This window comes from Arthrobacter sp. TWP1-1, from assembly GCF_049897845.1.
Taxonomy (GTDB): domain Bacteria; phylum Actinomycetota; class Actinomycetes; order Actinomycetales; family Micrococcaceae; genus Specibacter.
In genome coordinates, this window is the sequence record NZ_JAFCXC010000008.1 from 26593 (window position 1) to 45786 (window position 19194).

General features: G+C 61.7%; 16 protein-coding genes and 1 tRNA gene. 12 read left to right on the top strand and 5 right to left on the bottom strand.

Going from position 1 to position 19194, the window contains the following annotated elements; all coding sequences use genetic code 11:
* Positions 1-28: 28 nt before the first annotated feature.
* Together ACP7B9_RS13650 and ACP7B9_RS13655 are read right to left on the bottom strand one after the other, a co-directional pair.
* Positions 29-733 carry a response regulator gene (locus tag ACP7B9_RS13650; protein WP_425864216.1) on the bottom strand — a complete coding sequence of 235 codons (705 nt, stop codon included), beginning with the start codon at positions 731-733 and terminating at the stop codon, positions 29-31.
* A gap of 2 nt (positions 734-735) precedes the next feature.
* On the bottom strand, positions 736-2385 hold the full coding sequence (locus ACP7B9_RS13655; protein ID WP_425864218.1) for a sensor histidine kinase: 1650 nt from the start codon (positions 2383-2385) through the stop codon (positions 736-738).
* A gap of 127 nt (positions 2386-2512) precedes the next feature.
* Here ACP7B9_RS13655 and ACP7B9_RS13660 point away from each other — a divergent pair, with 127 nt between their 5' ends.
* The gene (locus ACP7B9_RS13660) at positions 2513-3886 is read left to right on the top strand and encodes a cation:dicarboxylate symporter family transporter (RefSeq protein ID WP_425864220.1); all 1374 of its coding nucleotides are present in this window, start codon (positions 2513-2515) and stop codon (positions 3884-3886) included.
* A 206-nt stretch (positions 3887-4092) separates the two neighbouring features.
* On the opposite strand, the gene ACP7B9_RS13665 is transcribed toward ACP7B9_RS13660, so the two are convergent.
* Positions 4093-5775, bottom strand: coding sequence for a DUF6297 family protein (locus ACP7B9_RS13665; RefSeq protein ID WP_425864222.1), 1683 nt, complete (start codon positions 5773-5775; stop codon positions 4093-4095).
* A gap of 3 nt (positions 5776-5778) precedes the next feature.
* Entirely contained in the window at positions 5779-6549 is a 771-nt protein-coding gene (locus tag ACP7B9_RS13670; protein ID WP_425864224.1) for an ABC transporter ATP-binding protein, read from the bottom strand.
* A 193-nt stretch (positions 6550-6742) separates the two neighbouring features.
* Between ACP7B9_RS13670 and ACP7B9_RS13675 the strand changes: the two genes are divergently transcribed.
* From ACP7B9_RS13675 to ACP7B9_RS13715, 9 genes are all read left to right on the top strand, one after another.
* Complete coding sequence (locus tag ACP7B9_RS13675) at positions 6743-7624, top strand: ParA family protein (RefSeq protein WP_425864226.1); 882 nt, start codon at positions 6743-6745, stop codon at positions 7622-7624.
* A 28-nt stretch (positions 7625-7652) separates the two neighbouring features.
* Entirely contained in the window at positions 7653-8609 is a 957-nt protein-coding gene (locus tag ACP7B9_RS13680) for a segregation and condensation protein A (RefSeq protein WP_425864423.1), read from the top strand.
* Positions 8599-9243, top strand: a complete 645-nt coding sequence (gene scpB, locus ACP7B9_RS13685) for an SMC-Scp complex subunit ScpB (protein WP_425864228.1) — start codon at positions 8599-8601, stop codon at positions 9241-9243. Before ACP7B9_RS13680 ends, scpB begins: the two co-directional genes overlap by 11 nt.
* A 36-nt stretch (positions 9244-9279) precedes the next feature.
* On the top strand, positions 9280-10467 hold the full coding sequence (locus ACP7B9_RS13690; RefSeq protein WP_425864230.1) for a pseudouridine synthase: 1188 nt from the start codon (positions 9280-9282) through the stop codon (positions 10465-10467).
* A gap of 7 nt (positions 10468-10474) precedes the next feature.
* The gene (locus ACP7B9_RS13695; protein WP_425864232.1) at positions 10475-11578 is read left to right on the top strand and encodes a prephenate dehydrogenase; all 1104 of its coding nucleotides are present in this window, start codon (positions 10475-10477) and stop codon (positions 11576-11578) included.
* Entirely contained in the window at positions 11575-12294 is a 720-nt protein-coding gene (gene cmk, locus ACP7B9_RS13700; protein ID WP_425864234.1) for a (d)CMP kinase, read from the top strand. Before ACP7B9_RS13695 ends, cmk begins: the two co-directional genes overlap by 4 nt.
* Positions 12291-13013: a lysophospholipid acyltransferase family protein gene (locus tag ACP7B9_RS13705; RefSeq protein WP_425864235.1), complete on the top strand. Its 723-nt coding sequence runs from the start codon at positions 12291-12293 to the stop codon at positions 13011-13013. The genes cmk and ACP7B9_RS13705 overlap by 4 nt, the downstream gene beginning before the upstream one ends.
* The gene (gene der / locus ACP7B9_RS13710; RefSeq protein WP_425864236.1) at positions 13010-14566 is read left to right on the top strand and encodes a ribosome biogenesis GTPase Der; all 1557 of its coding nucleotides are present in this window, start codon (positions 13010-13012) and stop codon (positions 14564-14566) included. The genes ACP7B9_RS13705 and der overlap by 4 nt, the downstream gene beginning before the upstream one ends.
* A gap of 99 nt (positions 14567-14665) precedes the next feature.
* Positions 14666-14739: transfer RNA gene (locus ACP7B9_RS13715), tRNA-Pro, on the top strand.
* Positions 14740-14819: 80 nt separating this feature from the next.
* Here the strand turns inward: ACP7B9_RS13715 and ACP7B9_RS13720 are convergent.
* Positions 14820-15500, bottom strand: a complete 681-nt coding sequence (locus ACP7B9_RS13720; protein ID WP_425864237.1) for an HAD-IA family hydrolase — start codon at positions 15498-15500, stop codon at positions 14820-14822.
* Positions 15501-15601: 101 nt separating this feature from the next.
* Between ACP7B9_RS13720 and ACP7B9_RS13725 the strand changes: the two genes are divergently transcribed.
* Both ACP7B9_RS13725 and ACP7B9_RS13730 read left to right on the top strand, forming a co-directional pair.
* Entirely contained in the window at positions 15602-16660 is a 1059-nt protein-coding gene (locus ACP7B9_RS13725; protein ID WP_425864238.1) for an FAD-dependent oxidoreductase, read from the top strand.
* 198 nt (positions 16661-16858) lie between these two features.
* Positions 16859-19189 (top strand): HNH endonuclease, encoded by a 2331-nt coding sequence (locus ACP7B9_RS13730; protein ID WP_425864239.1) that lies wholly within the window; start codon positions 16859-16861, stop codon positions 19187-19189.
* The last annotated feature ends 5 nt before the right edge of the window (positions 19190-19194 follow it).

The window sequence follows — 19194 nt, forward strand, 5'->3', positions numbered from 1 at the left end:
TTTCGCACCCTTAGGACGATTTGGAATCTCAGGGCCGCCTCGGTGCGTGAGACCAGCTGTACTCAAGTTCCGGACGGCCGGGTGAGCCGTGCCGTGGGGCCTTGCTTGCCGTGCCGGTCTCGACCAGATGGTCGAGGTACCGGCGGGCCGTGACCCGAGACATCGCAAGCCCCGCTGCGGCTTCGGTCGCTGACGCCGCATGGTCCTGGGTCCGTAGCCAGTCCACCACGACGCCGAGCGTCTCGGGAAGCATGCCCTTGGGCAGCGTCAACTTTCCTGAAGGGCGCAGCTGTGACATCGCTCGGTCAATCGCGTCCTGTGACGTTTGCGACCTGTCGGCTAGGACATTGTGGAAACTGCGATAGTTCTCCAGCTTGTCCCGAAATGCCGCAAAAGTGAACGGCTTGATGAGGTACGCGGTAATGCCCAACGCTATGGCGGAGCGCACCACGTGAACCTCACGCACGGCCGTGATGGCGATGACGTCCGGCACCAGCCCCAGCCCGTGAATGCGCCGCAGCAGGTCCAAGCCGTGACCGTCGGTAAGGTTCATGTCCAACAGAACCAGCTGAATTGAAGGGACTGCCGGATCATTGAACGCGGCCAATGCGGCCCCCATGCCGTTCGCCTCGGCTACGACGACAAAGCCATCCAATCGCCGAACATAGTCGGCGTGGGCGGCCAGTGCGATGGGTTCATCGTCCACCACGAGTACCCGTATGGGTGTGGGCACGATCATTGATTACCTCTTTTTTCAGAATCAGTTTCAGAAAGCCTGCCGAGAGGCACGACGGCGGTCATGACGGCGCCGCCGTCGTTCTCGCCTGTGATGGTGCCACCGAGGGCTGCGGTTGCCCGGCGGATAAGGGCAATGCCGTATCCGCGTCCGCCGGGGGCAACGGAGGTCTTGCCGGTGGTTCCGATCCGTCCCAACACGTCAAGGTCGGTGGTGGGCAATCCCGGGCCGTTGTCGGCAACTGTAATGGTCAGGGTGCCGTCGGCCACGAGCAGGTCAACCCACACGGTGGGGCCGGGGGAGTGGCCGGCCGTCGCCTCAATGGCGTTATCCACCAAGTTGCCCAGCAGCGTCACCAGCTCGCGGATGTCCAGCGTGGCCGGCGGCAATGTGCCAGATGCCGTCAGTTCAAGGGCTACGCCACGTTCATCGGCCTGAGCATGTTTCCCCATGAGTAAGGCGGCCAGGAATGGCTCATCGAGGGTGTCAACAAATTCCCCGCCGAGCCGCACGTTCTCCGAATGTTCCGAGGTGGCAAAGGCCAGGGCCTCGCTTGAGCGGCCCAGTTCCATCAGGGAAATAATGGCGTGCAGCCGGTTTGCGTGCTCGTGTGTTTGGGAGCGCAGTGCTTCCACCAGTGTCTGGGTGCTGCTGAGGCTGCCGGCCAGCGCCGTCAGTTCGGTGTGGTCGCGCAATGTCACCACGGTTCCGGCAATGTTATTGCTGCCTGGCGCCAGGGCGGGGCGCTGGCTGACCACCAGCAGGCGATCGCCGGCGAGATGGACCTCATCCGTGGCGGTGCGTCCCGTGCGTAGAAGTTCCGTAAGGGACTCGGGCAGGTTCAGGGACGCCAACGACGGCGCGGTGCCGGCCGCCGTCGAACGTGCCGCCGTCGAGCTTGTCGCTGCCATGCCTAGCAGCAGTGCAGCGTGATCGTTGTAGAGGAGCATGGTGCCGCGGGGGTCCACCAGCACCAGGCCCTCCCGGACGGAATGGAGCACCGATTCGTAGTAGGCGAAGAGCTGTCCCAATTCCTCGGGACCCCAACCGAAGGTGACGCGCTTGAGGTAGCGACCTAGTGCCCAGGCCGCCAATGAACCTGCCAGCAAAAGGGCGGCTGCCAGTCCCAAAACCTCCGGGATGCGGGCCGCAACGAGGACCTGGACATTGCTGACCGTCACGCCGGCGGCCACCATGCCCAGCACCTCGCCAGCAGAATTCTTGATCGGCACTATGACGCGCGCCGAGGGTCCAAGGGTCCCGCTGGTGGTCTCAAAAAACGTCTCACCGGCTTTGGCCTGGGCCGTGGAGCCCACATAAGGCTTGCCGATCTCTTCCGGATCCGGATGAGTCCAGCGGAGGCCTTGCGCGTCCATGATGGTGATGAAGTCGACCCTAGCGTCACGCATGACCGCCTTGGCATAGGGCTGCAAGCTGGTAGTCGGGTTTTGGTCGGACGCAGCAGCCACCACCATGGGTGAATCGGCAATCGCCGTGGCGACCGAGAGCATGCGCTGACGGGTTTGCTCATAGGTGCGGGAACCGGCGTCGGCCACCATGATGGCGGTCAGGCCACTGGTCAGAAGCACCACAAAAAGCAGGTTGGCGACAAGCAACCTTCGGGCAATGCTCCAGCCACGCCAAAACATGTTTCACCTTTCGTGCGACCAATATGAACACAACAGTGAGATAAGTCACGTTGCGGGGCAATCTTGTGTGAGGCGGATCGCACGCCCCACCTACCAATGCTAATCACCAGTATCACAAGGAGTCACCATGAGCTCTCAAGGACGAGGGACAGTCAGCACTGCAAAGCCGGCGCGACGCGGGTTGGACAAGACCCATTGGCTGTACATTGCCGTCATTGCGGCGGTCGTTCTCGGAGCGGCGATCGGCCTGCTGGCCCCCGAGGTCGGCAAATCACTTAAGCCCATCGGCACCATGTTCATCTCACTGATCAAGATGGTCATTGCGCCCATCATTTTCTGCACACTGGTCATTGGTGTTGGCTCCATCGCCAAAGCGGCCACTGTCGGCAAGGTCGGTGGCCTGGCGCTGCTGTACTTCATGGTGATGTCCACCGTTGCACTGGGAATCGGCCTCGTTGTCGGTAACATTATTCACCCCGGCGCCGGCCTGCACCTCAAGCCGTATGAGGCCTCAGGTGGCGCCGAAGTGAACTCCACCGTGAAGTTCCTCATGGAAATGATCCCGGGCGACATTCCGGTCTTGCCCACGTTGGTCCTTGCTTTGATGGTTGGCTTTGCCTTGCAGTCCATGGGCAAGGCCGGCGAGCCGGTGCTCAACGCGGTCCGTAACATCCAGAAGGTTGTTTTCAAGCTGATGATGATGATCATGTGGCTCGCTCCCTTGGGTGCCTTTGGTGCCATCGCCGCCGTGGTTGGTGCCACCGGATGGGCCGCGATCGGCTCCATGGCCATCCTCATGGGTGCGTTCTACCTGACATGTGCGCTCTTCATCGTGGTCATCCTCGGATCCATCCTGCGCCTTGTCACCGGCCTGAACATCTTCGCCTTGATGCGCTACCTGGCTCGCGAGTACCTGCTGATCTTCGCAACCTCGTCCTCCGAATCCGCATTGCCCCGCCTCATGGCCAAGATGGAGCACGCCGGCGTTTCCAAGCCCGTTGTCGGCATTACGGTCCCCACCGGCTACTCGTTCAACCTCGACGGCACCGCCATCTACCTGACCATGAGCGCCCTGTTCATCTCCACCGCCATGGGTCTGCCCATGAACCTGGGCGAGCAGATTGGCCTGCTGGTCTTCATGGTCATCGCTTCCAAGGGTGCAGCCGGTGTCACGGGTGCCGGATTGGCCACCTTGGCCGCCGGTCTCGCCGCACACAAGCCGGTCCTGCTCGATGGCATGGGCGTGATTGTGGGCATCGACAAGTTCATGTCCGAGTGCCGCGCACTCACCAACTTCACGGGCAATGCCGTAGCAACCCTGTTGATTGGCAAGTGGACGCATGAGCTCGACATGGACAAAGCCCACGCCGTTCTTTCCGGCAAGGATCCCTTCGATGAACTGACCCTGAACGACGACGACCACGGCTCCGCGCCGGCCGCCGGCTTCGAGGGTGGAGACGAAGCAGCTGCCGCAGGGAACCGCGTTCCGGTCACGGTGTAGCTTTCTGAGTCAAAAGCGGGTGGCCGTCCTCTTGGAGGATGGCCACCCGCTATTTGTTTAAGCAGCTCCTGCGGGCTCCGGAGCCGAACACCCGCGTGAGCTGCTTAACAGATTTGCTTTCCCTGCGCGCACCCGCAGGAGCTGCTTAATGGATTCACTTTCCCTGCCCGGGGTGGAGGGACTACGTCCAGGACAGGGCGATTGAGCTACTTTGTGGAGGTTGCGGGGGCGGCCGCCGGCGTGCCGAACAGGCCACCGTCCTTGGCCGACTTGGTCTTGCGCAGGTGTGTTCCCCACAGGAATGCTAGCCAGGTCAGCGTCAGCTGGGCCGGGAAGGCAATAGCTGGAACACCGCCGGAGATCAGGCAAATAACTACGGGTAGCAACACAATGAGCGTCAGATCGGGGCCAATCAGAAATGACCTGATGGCGCCGGTGGGGACCGGGCCCATGGGTGCGGCCACGGCAGGCATGTTCCAATCGGGAGCTGGCTTGAATGCCGCACGCAAGGTGGCCGCGCCAAGACCCGGCCCGGCAAGTGTTGCCAGGACCAGCAGGGCCGGTGAACCAACGCCAAGTGCCAGCAGCAGTCCCATGCAGATTGGTGCCCAGAGTGTCATGGCCACCGCAGGGATGGCGTAGTGCACCAATCGCACGGTCTTGGCTGGCAGTGGCATCAAGGTGTCGACGGCCGGGTTGCCTGCCGAGAAGCGTGCCGTTGCACCGAGCGCAGTTGACGCGAAGTTGGCGCACAGGTACAACGCCACGGCGATCAGGATGGCGTTGCCAAGGAATTCCACCGATGCTAGCGATGCCGGGATGGCGGCCAGAACAAGAACCCGCAGCAAGGTGGCGGGGGAGCGTAGTGTCATCGTGGCGTGGGTGCTGATGAGCGTCTTAACGCTCCGCGCATGGGCGGTGCCGCCCGTAAAGATGAGCTTCAGCCTGGCCTTGCTCTTCCCCAGCGAGGGGCCCGTGCTCAAGGATCGCGAAAGCTCCGTGGCGTCCATGGAGAGCAGTGAACTCGCCGCGTAGGCACCTGCCGCCGCGCTGGCCTTGAGCTGGGCCGTGGTGATCCGCTCAAGGTTTGCATAAACCAGCCCGAGCAACCCCAGCGCAAGGGCCACGACCAGCAGGGGCCACAGTGCGCCGTCGGCCACTAAGAAAGGCCAGCTGGTGGGAAGGTATTCCATCCACGCGGTCTGATTGGCCGTAACAGCCTGACGTCCGGCCACGTTGTTGTACAGGGCGGTAGCGACAAGGGTCAATGGGGCCACAAGAGTGATGGCGCCCATAACCCTCTTCAACCAAGCGCCCTGACCGGTGACCTGGCACCAGGACGCAATGCCGTACAGCAACCACGCCAGAGCGGCCCCGCACAATGCGGCCAGGGCAATCCGGCCAGGCGTTGGGTGATCGGCCATACCTAGAGACAGCGGAAGCACCACAATGATGGCCGCAATGGTCGGCCACAGTAGGGATTTCAGGAACCCCGGCTGGATGAAGCCCCTGCGCCGCACCGGCAGTCCAAGCCACCATGCGGTTTGCGGAAGGCTCATGGCGATGGGGCCCATGGTCATCTCGACGGATAACAGGGCTGCCGCGAGCGTGAGCAGTACCGTGGCGCCGGCCTGCAGCAGAGTGACGGAGTGAAAACCGGCTGCGACGGCGGATGCCGCCAACGCCGATTCGTCACCGACTCCGAGGCTGTGGCGCAGCGCCATGATGAGGGCCCCCGCCATGGTCAGCAGCGTGAGGCCACCCAGAAGAGAGGTGTAGACCTCTGAAACGAGTTCCATGAGGCCGCCCTCGGTGCGGCTCAGGCCGGCCCGGAACGTATATTGGCGGATTTCCTTGGCGCTGAAGCGCTCTTTTGATTGCACGCTCATGGATCAGTCCGCGTGCGGGTTCTCGGAGGCGATGGCTGTCGCAGCCTGGGTTGGCGTCATGGCGTGAATGGTGTCGGAAATGAAGATGGCCTTGGTAGCTACTGTGGATAGGAAGGCCGGGTCGTGGGTGACAACAAGGAGAGCCAGTCCGGCATCGACTTCTTCCCTCAACCGGGTCGCCAGCCGGTGCCGCATGGCCGTATCCAAACGCTGTTCGGGCTCGTCAAGGACCAAGAGCGAGCGCGGACGCACAAAGGCCGCGGCCAGCAGCATCCGGCGTCGTTGCCCTGACGAGAGGTTGTAGGGCCGTGACTTCGCCTGTTCCGTCAGGCCGAAGAACTCCAGCTCGGAGGCGATGATTTCCTCCACGTCGTCAACACCGTGTCCAGCCGCGACAATCGCCAAATGCTCTTCGACCGTCAAGGAGGGGAAGAAGGCGTCATCATCAAAAACAACAGCAACCTCGCGGCGGAAGTCCAGGGTTCTATCGTCCACCTCAGCGCCGTTGATCAACGTGGTCCCGGAGACTGCCTCGAGTTGACCCACCAGGGTCTTGACCACGGTTGACTTGCCGGCACCGTTGGGGCCGACCAGAGCCAGTGCCTGCGAAGCATGGAGGCTGAAACTGACAACGCCGCACACTGCCTCGCCGGAGTATCCTGCCTGCAGCTTCTCGGCACGCACTACATCCTTGCGTGAGCCTTGTGCTTCCTGGGATGGACTCTGTGGTGAACGGCGAGGGGGATTGTTGGGGGTGCTGTTAGCTTTGCTCATCACTAACGAAGTATAGGCTCGCCTGGCCTCCGTTCGGGCTCCCTGAGCAGGGCCACAGGCAACGTTCAGCTTCAGCTTGAGGGTCAAGGCTCAAAACCCATCGGCGCCAAATGTTCAAAACTTGCACCCGGCAACCGGTAACCTAGTCATTGGCAGCGCAGAATTATTAAGCAGCGAAAGTGTGGACTGACAGGTGAGCAACGAGCAGGGTGCAACGGCACTTGCCGGCGAGGATGTAATGGGCCCTACGGGGCGTCCCTTGACGGAATTCCCCGAACCACCAGTCCTCACCTCCCACGGTCCGGCCCGCGTCATTGCGATGGTCAACCAAAAGGGCGGCGTCGGCAAGACTACCTCCACCATTAACCTTGGCGCTGCGCTGGCAGAAGCCGGGCGCAAGGTGCTGTTGGTTGATTTTGATCCGCAGGGAGCACTCTCCGCCGGTCTGGGTACCAACCCCCACGAACTCGACATCACCGTATATAACGTGCTGATGGACCGTAAAGTGGACATCCGCGACGCCATCATTCACACGGACGTTGAGAACATTGACATTCTCCCGGCCAACATTGACCTTTCGGCCGCCGAAGTCCAGCTGGTCAATGAGGTTGCCCGCGAGCAGGTCCTGGCCAGTGCGCTGCGCAAGGTTGAGGATGACTACGATGTTGTTCTCATCGACTGCCAGCCCTCCCTTGGCCTGTTGACCGTCAACGCATTGACCGCAGCCCACGGTGTCATCATTCCGCTGATCTGCGAATTCTTTGCACTGCGTGCGGTAGCTCTTCTTGTAGAGACCATCGAAAAGGTGCAGGACCGCCTGAATCCCGGCCTGCAGGTCGACGGCGTGCTGGCCACCATGTACGACGCCCGCACCCTCCACGGCCGCGAAGTTCTGGCCCGCCTTGTCGAAGCCTTTGGCGACAAGGTCTTCGAGACGGTCATCAAGCGCACCATCAAGTTCGCCGACGCGTCTGTGGCCGCCGAGCCCATCACGTCCTACGCGGGCAACCACCCAGGTGCGGATTCCTACCGCCGACTGGCTAAGGAACTGATCGCCCGAGGCGGCTCGCCCTAACTTGAATTCAACAACAGAGGTCGCGGGGATCGCGGCAGAAACACCCACTGAAAGCTCGGAGGCACTTGGCGCCGAGACTTCAGGTAAGCAGCGCTTTGAGGTGCGGCTGGATAACTTCACCGGCCCCTTCGACCTGCTTTTAGGCTTGATTTCCAAGCATGAGATGGACATCACGGACGTGGCCATCGCCACAGTGACCGACGAATTCATCAGCTATCTGAAGGCCCTGCAGGATCTGGGGCAAGAGTGGGCCCTGGATGAAGCCAGTGAATTTCTAGTCCTGGCTGCAACCCTTTTGGACCTCAAGGCCGCCCGTCTACTTCCCGAAGGGGAAGTGGAGAACGACGACGACCTGGCCCTTCTGGAGGCCCGTGACCTCTTGTTCGCCCGGCTTCTGCAATACAAGGCTTTCAAGGAAGTTGCCACCCTCATGGGCGGTGAACTGGACCGTGAAGCGAGGCGTTTCCCGCGCCAGGTTGGATTGGAGCCGCACTTCGCGGCGCTCCTGCCGGAGCTGGTATGGCGGCACACGCCCCAGCAATTTGCCGAGCTGGCCGCCCGGGCCATGGAGCCCAAGGAAGCGGCGAGCACCGAGGTTGGTCTGGCACATCTACACGTCCCGGCCGTCAGTGTCAGGGAGCAGGCTGGCATCATCATGGCCATGCTCACCGAGGGAATGCCGGCCAAGGATGATCCAGCCCTGGCCACGTGGAGTGCCCGCCCGTTGTCCTTCGCGGTCCTGAGCGCCGATGCCGATTCCTCCATGATGATCATTGCGCGATTCCTGGCCTTGCTGGAGTTGTTCCGGGATCAGATGGTGGCCTTCGACCAGGCGAACCCGCTGGGCGAATTGTTGGTGCGCTGGAGTGCCGGTTTGGAAAACGCGCCGGCAACAGGCAGCGATTTCGACGCCGACAACCTAGACGCCGACAACTCCGATGCAGGCAACTCAGACGCAGGGAATGGGAGCGATCATGAGCGATGAAGCGACGCTTGCCGACGGACCAATGAACGCCTCGGCGGCAAGTGAAGAGCTCCTCGAATCCCGACACAGCGTCAAGGCCGCACTTGAAGCGGTCCTGATGGTGGTCGATGAACCGGTGGCCGAGGAACAGTTGGCCCTTGTGGTGGGCTTGCCCACATCCACGGTACGTGAGCTATTGCACGAACTGGCAAGGGAGTACGACGGCTATACTAGGGGAGGTGGCACTGTACCGGTCCGCGGCTTTGAACTTCGGCAACTAGCCGGAGGATGGCGTGTTTATTCACGCGCAGCCTACGCCGAGATAGTGTCAGCATTTGTTGTGGACGGCCAGACGGCCCGGCTCACGCAAGCGGCCTTGGAGACCTTGGCGGTAATAGCTTACCGCCAACCGGTATCACGAGCTCGAGTTTCCGCCATTCGTGGTGTGAACGTCGATTCCGTGGTGAGGACGTTGGCGCAGCGCGGGCTGATTGAGGAAGTGGGCACCGATCCGGTGTCCGGGGCATTCCTGTACCGGACCACGGCGTATTTTTTGGAACGGTTGGGAATGGGCAGCGTCGACGAGTTGCCGCAAATTGCACCGCACCTGCCCGGTCTTGAAAACCTCCAAGATTTTGACGATTCACACTTTTAGCATGACCACAATATTTAGCACTTTAAGGACAAACTTATGACACCGTCACCCCGCTCCGGAAGCTCTTCCGGACAGTACCAGCCGCGTGGTGGCAATTCCCGCGCCGGCGCACCCCGCACTGGTGGATTCAAGTCGGGAGCGCCGAAGTCAGGCGGCTTCAAGTCCGGCGCACCCAAGTCCGGCGGCTTCAAGTCCGGCGCGCCTCGGAAGAACCAGGGCGATGACGGCCTAAGCCAGGGCGCTTTGCGCGCCGCAGGTTACAATGCCGACAGGGCCAAAGCGGCCAGCGCCGAAGGTTACAAGTCCGGTGCGCCCAAGCTGGGCGGCCCCAAGAAGTCATTCAACAAGCCCGGTGCCCGCAAGCCAAGCCAGACCGGTGCCCGCCCGTTCAAGAACGAGCAGTACGGCCGCACCGTCGGCCCGTCGAAGAACCGCCCCACGGAGCAGAACCGTCGCCCGTCGCGCACCACTGACGACATTGATATTCACAATGCCGAGGGCGTGCGCCTGCAGAAGGTCATGGCCATGGCTGGCGTTGCTTCCCGACGCCTGTGCGAGGACATGATCCTCGAAGGTCGCGTTCAGGTTGACGGCGTCACCGTGAACCAGCTCGGTCTGCGTGTTGACCCGGAAAACGTTGAGATCGTGGTTGATGGCATGACCATCCAGACCAACGATCAAATGGTCTACATGGTGTTCAACAAGCCCAAGGGTGTTGTCTCCACCATGGATGATCCCGAAGGCCGCCCGTGCATCAGCGACTTCCTGAAGAAGCGCCAGACGGGTGAGCGCCTGTTCCACGTTGGCCGTTTGGACACGGGCACCGAGGGTTTGTTGATTTTGACGAACGACGGCGAGCTCGCCAACCGCTTGAGCCACCCCAAGTACGAGATCCCGAAGACCTACCTGGTCCAGGTCCGCGGCCCGATGGCCCACGGTGTTGGTGCCCAGCTCAAGGACGGCGTGGAGCTTGAGGATGGTTGGCAGAAGGTTGACTCCTTCCGCCTCGTTGACTCCACCCCGGGTCACGTTCTGGCCGAGGTTGTTTTGCACTCCGGTAAGAACCGCATCGTGCGCCGTATGTTCGACGCTGTCGGCTACCCGGTAGAGCGCCTCGTTCGTGTGAAGTTTGGCCCCATCGCCTTGGGCGATCAGCGCCAGGGCAGTGTCCGACTTCTGGGTCGCCACGAGGTTGGTTACCTGCTCGCAGACGTAGGGATGTAAGCACCGGATGAATCCTTCGCACCTGTTAGGTCCGGTGCTGGTTCTTGGCAGCGGTCTGCTGGGGGCCAGCATCGGTCTCGGGCTTCGCGCCCGTGGCATTGATGTAGTTCTCAGCGACCCCTCGCCCTCGGCTCAGGCCGTTGCGGTGGACATTGGCGCCGGTCGCGCCTTTGACCCTGCCGAAAACCTGGTTCCCGAGCTGGTTGTTGTTGCCGCGCCGCCGGATGTCACCGCGCAGGTGGTGGCCGGGGCCCTCACACGGTACCCGTCCGCCGTCGTGGTTGATATTGCCAGCGTCAAGGCTTCGATACTTGCCGAGCTAACAGCCCTGGACGGTATGGATGCGTTGGTTTTGTCCCGCTATGTTGGCACGCACCCCATGGCCGGGCGCGAGCGTTCCGGTCCGGTGGCCGCGCGCGGGGAATTGTTTAATTCCATGCCGTGGGTGCTGTGCCCGTCGGAGGCGAGTTCTGCGCATGCGATCAAGGTTGCGCATTCCTTGGCGATAGATCTCAACGCCGTGGTGTTCCGTTTCACCCCTGACGAGCACGACGGCGCCGTGGCCCTGGTCTCGCACCTGCCGCAGGTCATGTCGTCACTGGTGGCCAGCCGCCTGCAGGAAACGCCGGCGCATGCGCTGTCGCTTTCCGGCAATGGCCTGCGCGATGTTACCCGGATTGCAGCTAGCGATCCCTCGCTGTGGGTGCAGATTTTGGGAGCGAATGCCCCGCAGCTTTTGGAGATTATGAAGGGCGTGCGGACCGATCTTGACCGGTTGATCAACACGCTCAGCGCTCCCACGGCCCCAGGCGCGCGCCTGGATCTGGCCCAGCTCATGGCTGAGGGCAACGCCGGGCAGAGCAGGATTCCCGGTAAACACGGTGGTCCCGCGCAGCAGTATTCATGGCTCACGGTGCTTGTCGATGACAAGCCGGGCCAGATTGCACGCCTACTGACCGAAATCGGTGAGATTGGCGTGAACCTTGAAGACCTGCGGCTGGATCACTCCGCCGGAGTGCAGGTTGGCATGGTTGAACTTTCGGTGCTGCCTTCACGGCGTGTGCTGCTGGTGGAGGAATTGACGGCACGTGGTTGGAAGGTAATTCAGTGAGCAATGCAGATGTAACTGTGCAGCAGATTCGCCAAGGCAAGTCCTTGGTGATTGCCGTGGACGGTCCATCGGGTTCGGGCAAGTCAAGTGTCAGCAAGGCTGTTGCCCAACGCCTTGGCCTGGCATTCCTGGATACCGGAGCCATGTACCGCAGCGTGGCCTGGCACTGCCTGAACGCCTTGATTCCCTTGGCGAATGCCGGAGCCGTTGAGGCCGCCGCACGCACCATCAAGCTGGAACAAAGCATGGTACCGGAGACTGAGTTCTTCAAGGTCAACGGCATCAACGTCACGGATGCCATCCGCGAGCCCAAGATTTCAGCGGCCGTCAGCGCCGTCGCCACCAACCTCGGGGCACGCGCCGAATTGGTGCGCCGCCAGAAGGCGCTCATCGCCGAACACGGTCACCGCATTGTGGTTGAGGGCCGGGACATCACCACCGTTGTGGCACCCGATGCAGAGGCGCGCCTCATCCTGACGGCCAGTGAGGAAGCTCGCCTGCGCCGCAGGGGCCTGCAGCTGGGCGGTACCCAAACGGCCGAGCAGTTGGCGGAGCAGGTTCTGGCCCGTGACGCCAAGGATGCAACAGTGGTTGACTTCCAGCGCGCCGCCGATGGTGTCTACACCGTTGATTCCTCGGATCTCGACTTCGAGGAAACCATTGACGCCGTCATCGCCGTGGTTCGCCAAGCAGTCAACGCGGGTCCGCCTGCATGAGCGGTGACGAACGGCCGCTGAGGGTGCTGACGGCGCCCCCGCCGCGGTGGAAAACCCGTTGGAGCCGTCCGCTGGGCCGCTTCATTGACCATGTGGTGTACAAAACCACGGTTCTGGGACGTGAAAATATCCCGGCAGTTGGCCCCGTGGTTTTTGCCGCAAACCACCTGAGCTACTTGGACGGTCCAGTTATGGTCGGTGCGAGTAACAGGTACATGCATGTCATGGTCCGCCACAATATGTTCAAGGGCATACTTGGTCGGGTTTTGCACGCATCAGGGCAAATTCCCGTCAACCGAAACGGTGACAGGGCGGCCCTGCAATATTCCAAGGCGGTCCTTGATCGCGGAGACTGCATTGGTATTCTTCCGGAAGGCACCAGGGGAGCCGGGGACGCCGCCTCCATGAACAGCGGAGTGGCGTGGCTGGCACTTAACTCAGCCGCCGCCGTCGTACCTGTTGCGGTCTTGGGAACAAGACGCAACGGGGAACATCGCGATAAAATTCCAGCACCACGTCGCAAACTGCACGTAGTGTTTGGGGAACCATTGAGAATCACTCGTGAGCCTGGAGTTTCCGGGCGTGTTTCAATGGACAGAGCAACCGAACAAATCCGCCTGCGGCTGGCGGCACACATTGCCGCATCGCAAGCCGCTACAGGGCAGGATTTGCCTGCGGATGATCACCTATCTTCAAAGCATAAAGGACAGCAACCATGAGCGACCCCAAGTCAACCGCACCCTTCGGTGACGGTGAGTCTGGTCACCCGGAATACGTACCCACGGGTACCGACCAGATCGCCGAGAAGTTGGCGGCCATCTCCGACGAGGACGCAGATGCGCGCGCGGCCGGCCTGCTTGCTGGCCTAGCCAACTACGAGCTCGACGACGAGGACGCCGCACTGCTTTCGGGCGGGTTCGACGACGGCTCCGACTTTGATGCCCTCCGCCAGGACCCCGTACTTGCCATTGTGGGACGCCCCAACGTGGGCAAGTCCACCCTGGTGAACCGTATCCTTGGCCGCCGCGAGGCTGTTGTCGAGGACACTCCGGGTGTTACCCGTGACCGTGTTCAGTACACAGCTGACTGGAACGGCCGCAATTTCACACTGGTTGACACCGGTGGTTGGGAGCGCGACGCCCGCGGACTTGACCTGCGCGTTGCAGAGCAGGCCGAGATCGCCGTGGAAATGGCTGACGCTGTGCTGCTCGTAGTGGACGCCATCGTAGGCATCACCGCCTCTGATGAGGCCATTGTGCGCATGCTCCGCAAGTCCAAGAAGCCCGTCATCTTGGTTGGTAACAAGATTGACGACCTGGTTCAGGAAGCCGACAACGCCATGCTGTGGGGCCTTGGCTTGGGCGAACCGCTTCCGGTTTCGGCCGTGCACGGCCGTGGTGTTGCCGACATGCTTGACCATGTCATGGAAATTCTGCCCGAGTTCTCCGCCGTCGAAGGCATCGAGCGCACAGGTGGCCCGCGCCGCATTGCACTGCTTGGGCGTCCCAACGTGGGCAAGTCCTCGCTGCTGAACAAGCTGGCCGGCTCCGAGCGCGTTGTCGTTGACAATGTTGCCGGCACCACGCGTGACCCTGTCGATGAGCTCATCGAATTGGGCGACCGTACCTGGCGCTTCGTGGACACCGCCGGTATCCGCCGTCGTCAGCACATGGCACAGGGTGCAGACTTCTATGCGTCACTGCGTACCCAGACTGCCCTAGAAAAGGCAGAAGTTGCCGTTGTCCTGATGGCCGTTGACGAGATCCTCAGCGAGCAGGATGTTCGCATCTTGCAGCTGGCCATCGAATCCGGGCGGGCCCTGGTGCTCGCGTTCAACAAGTGGGACTTGATGGACGATGAGCGTCGCAAGTACCTGGAACGCGAAATCGAGACCGATCTGGCCCACGTCAACTGGGCCCCGCGCGTAAACATCTCCGCCAAGACCGGTTGGCACAAGGACAAGCTGGTTCCTGCCCTGGACCTGGCTCTTGAGAACTGGGACCGCCGCATCCCCACGGGCCGCCTAAACGCGTTCCTTGGTGAACTGGTCTCCGAGCACCCGCACCCCGTGCGTGGCGGTAAGCAGCCCCGTATTCTCTTCGGAACCCAGGCTTCCAGCCGTCCGCCGAAGTTTGTCCTGTTCACCACCGGGTTCCTTGATCCCGGCTACCGCCGCTTCATCACACGCCGTCTCCGCGAGACATTTGGCTTCGAGGGTACGCCCATCGAGGTCAGCATGCGCGTGCGTGAAAAGCGTAGCCGCAAGAAGTAACGCGGCTCACATCTGAATTGGTAATGGTCAGGTATTTTATGATGTAAACTTTTTCAGGTGGTTCAGCCACGGATGATACTTTCCGGGGCTTGAACATTTCGGGCTGTAGCGCAGCTTGGTAGCGCACTTGACTGGGGGTCAAGGGGTCGCAAGTTCAAATCTTGTCAGCCCGACCGAACAAAAAACCGCTCAAACACTGAGGAAACTCAGGGTTTGAGCGGTTTTTTGTTGCCCATTTACCGCCTCCCGAACCTCACGCGACTCTCAAGGTGATCTGGATCCGGCCGTCGGGGAGCACAATGGCGCTCACGTCCGCGAGGCTCTTGACCACGTGATCGGCGTCGAGCTCGCCAGCCACGGTAGTTCCGGCCACGGCGAGGGTCAACGCCCCGGCTGCCCGTCCAGACGTCAGGCCTGCTGGCGCGTCCTCGACGACAAGGCAGCTCCGAATATCTACCTTCAGCCGGCTGGCGCCGAGTAGGAACGGTTCCGGGTGGGGCTTGCCGTGGGTCACTTGATCAGCGGTGACCATGTGGTGCGGGCCGGATACGCCCGAGGCGGCCATCCGCGCGTCGGCCAGCCCTTGAGTGCAGGAGGTGACAATCGTCCACGTTTCGTCCGGAAGCGACGCCAACAAGGCCAGGGCCCCGTCCTTAGCGACGACGCCGTCTGTATCCGCCGTCTCGAGGGCCTTGATCAGTTCGAACGCCTCGGCCTGCCTTGCGGGCTCAATGGTCTGCTCCACGAGAGCCTGGGCTGGAACGCCGTGCGTCCCGTAGCTAAAGTTCGCCAATCCCATTCGCTCGCCCCACGTGCGCCATGCGCGTTCCGTTGCCGGCGTCGAATCAATCAAGGTCCCGTCCAGATCGAACAAGATCGCGTCGACGGTGAACTGGCGGACGCCGGTCTCGGTGGAGGTTGGGGTACGAGTCATGGCACAACCCTAGCGGTGTGCAAGACGATGATCTTGCAGCCCGGAAAATGTGGCGGCATTTACCTTCGCCGCCAAGGCTGCGAAAGCGTAGGCTCACAAGCATGAAGGGGAATGTGACGATCATAGGGGCCGGGATCGCGGGGCTGGCCACCGCGCGGGCGCTCACCATGCGGGGGTGGAAGGTCGACGTGCGGGAGAGCGCCCTTGCGCTGCCTGCGGCCGGTACCGCGCTTGGTATGTGGCCGGAGGCGCTGAAGGCCCTTGATGCTATTGGCGCTGGTGACGCGGTGCGCCGCAGTGGGTCACGCATGGAGGCGTCTGCGGATACTGGCCTGAGGACGCCGGCGGGCCGAACTCTTGTCTCAATGTCCGGCGGGAGCAATTTGTTGATGATTGCCCGCCCTCGACTATTGGAAATACTGGCCGACGGCGTTGATGTCACCTTTGGTGCCGAGGTCGCCAATCCCGGTGATTTCTCCGGTTCGGATGTTGTAGTTGGGGCCGATGGCACCTTCAGTAGGACTAGGTTGGCCCTCTTTGGTGAATCTTCCAGCCCGCGGTCCCTGGGTGTTGTGGCGTGGCGCGGGACGGTGGCAGGCGCCGTCGTCAGTCACGGAGAAACGTGGGCGCCCGGCGCAATGTTCGGGCTCACGCCCGCTGGACCCGACGCCACTAACTGGTATGCCTGCCTCAAGGCGGGTGGGCGGTTCGAGCCGCCGCACCTGCAACACTTGCGAGACCTCTTCGGTTCTTGGCGGACTGGCCCGGCTGAGGTGTTGCGCCACGTCAAGGAAGCTGACATCTTGCATCATGAACTGTTTGAGCTGCCGCGGATGCCGTCCTACGTCAGCGGGCGTGTGGTCTTGGTGGGGGATGCCGCGCACTCGATGGGGCCGTTCTTGGGGCGCGGTGCCTGTGAGGCGCTGGTCGACGGTGTAACGCTGGGGCGCTGCCTTGGCGAGGCCACCTCGGTGACGGAAGGGTTGGCCGCCTACGACCACGCCCGCCGGGCAAAGACACAGCGTCTCATAGCGATGTCGAGGCTGATGGGCCGGACGGCCATGATGCCGCACGGTTTTCGGGAACGCAATGCGCTTTTGGGCGCAGTGGGATCGGTCATGCGTACCGCGGAATCCCTTAGGCATGGACTTCGACGTTGAGCTGAACAACAACGATCCTTGCTCGGTTCCCGCTGGTAGTGCGTGTCCCCGTTGGTCGAGCTTGCCTCCGTCAGCCGGGCCGTCTCCGTTGGTCGAGCTTGTCGAGACCCGGCCCCGGGGTTGGTCCCCGTACTAGATAATAGAATATTTATTCTAATATCTATTGCGGTGTGGTTACGGTGCCGGTAGTGTTGTTGTATGAGTAGTCGGGAGTGTTTCCCCGGGGACCGGGGTGATGAAGCCACACAGGATGTGGCTGCACTGCTTGCTGGGATTACTCTTCCTTCCATTGAACCCTTTGGCTCTGACAGTCCTGCTTTGGTGGGGTTGGAGGGGCATTTTCCGTTTCCGGTGCCGGTTCCTGAGCCGTTGACCCGGTTGGTCGTGGCCCGGGGTGTGTATGACGCCGGGATCGCGGCGTTGTTGGTGGTGAAGGGTTTGGAGGATGCGTTGGCTGCGTGTAAGGCGGCGTTGATGGATCGCATCCTGGGTGCGGCCTCGGTGGAGGCTGTGGCGATGGAGTTGGATCCTTGGCAGTCAGGGATCGCGGAGTCTAGTGCGGTGACGAATATGGCGTTGGTTTTACGGATTCCTGAGGTCACGGCCGCGGCGTTGGCTCATCACAGTGTTGATCTTTTACGACACCACCCGGACACGTATGCGGCGTTGGATTCTGGGGTGTTGTCGTGGAGGCATGCGTGCATCGTGCTCAATGAAATCGGGACTTTGCAGGAAACCTTGGGGGTTACTGGGGAGGATGTGGCCGGGTTTGAGGCGAGGTTGTTGGTGTTAGCTGTCGGTTCCACGGCGGCCGGGTTCGCTTCTAAAGCACGCCGGGCTAGGGAGTCTTTGTTTCCGGGATCGATCAGTGCCCGGACGAAGAAAGCATTCGCTCAGCGTAGGTTGAGTTGTGAGTCGGGTCGGGATGGGATGTCGTGGATGACGTTTTATCTCCCGACGGTCGCGGCGGAACCGATCATGACCCGGTGTACCAGGATCGCTAGAGCGATCAAGGACGACGCCCGCCGCGAACACCGCGCCGCTAACCACGCCCACCGGGGCCAGGATGGTGCCGGTGAGGATTTGCTGGAGCACCGGACCCTGGCTCAGCTGCGTGTTGATATCGCGGCCCAGTTACTGATGGGCCAAGACCTCCCGAGTAATAGCTACACCAACCCCACCAGCACCCCCGGCCCCAACAACCCCTCCACTAACCCCAGCCCCAGTCCTTTCACCACTGGTGCGTTCACATCGGATCCCTTTGCCGGGGGAACTTCGAAGCCATCGAACGCCGCGGGTGGAAGCGTCTTCCGCAGCGGTAGGCACAACGGCGCCAGGCAAGACACCGGCAGGCAAGACTCCTTTGGTCAGAGCCCCGGCAGCCAAAGCTCTAGTGGTCAAGACTCCTTTGGGCAGGGTGCCGGTGGTGTGGGTTTTGGCGGGGTGAGGTTGATTGATGAAGAGCCTGTGTGGGCGCACAGGGACCCAGGGCAAGCTGTCGGGCGGATTCCGACCCCAGGTGACGGTACCGAGATGGACAACAACCCTGCCAGTGAGTGTGGTGCCGCGAATCTGGCCAGCCCCGATGCTGACCCACCTCCACCACCACCCGAACCGCTCACACCATCCGATGAGCCCGAGCCGCCCGAGCTTCTGTGCGGTCAACTCCTGGACGGGTTGCCCGAGGAACCACCCACTGGCGAGCTACCCACTGGCGATCTGCCTGCCGATGAAGATGTCGATGAGGATGGGGTGGTGTTGTTGGTGGGTGAGGTGGTGGGGGATGGGTCTGGGTATGTGGACGGGGTTGTTGATGGGGTGGTGGAGGATCCTGGGCAGGAGTATTTGGATCAGTTAGCAGGGTTGCGGGTTGGTGGTGTGGTGGCGGGTCCGCCGTTGCCGCAAGCGATCGTGTTGGTCACGGTTCCGTTGATGGGGTTGTTGAACCTTACCGATGAGCCGGGTGAATTTGTGGGTCCTGGAGGCGGGCCGATCCCCGCCGATATTGCTAGGGAGCTGTTGTCTGGGTCCTCGACGTTCCTGCGGGTCTTCACGGATCCGGTGACGGGGGAGATGTTGCCGTTGAATCCTGAGCGGTACACGCTTCGAGAAGCGGAGCGGGAGGTGTTGCGGGCTATGGCGGGGAGTTGTTATTTCCCGAATTGTTCGAATCCGATCCTGGATACCGAGTTCGATCATCTCGTACCCTTTGAACGGGGTGGGAAGACTACCCAGGAGAACGCGCGTCCGGCGTGTAGGAAGCATCATGGGCTCAAGCACTTCAAGGATGACAAGGATAAACACGGTGTGTATCGCCGGTTCAAGGAACCACAGCGTGAAGGGATCCGGATGCGTGGTTGGACACCGACACTGACTCAGGATGGGCGGGTCGGTTGGATCACTCCGACTGGAGCGTATGAACCACCCCAGGAAGACCAAACCCGGCCCACGAGATACCCCAGGTGGCTGAAGAAACGCATCACCGGGCAACGCATCACCAAGTCCCTCAAAAGAAGGCCCAAGAGGTAATCATG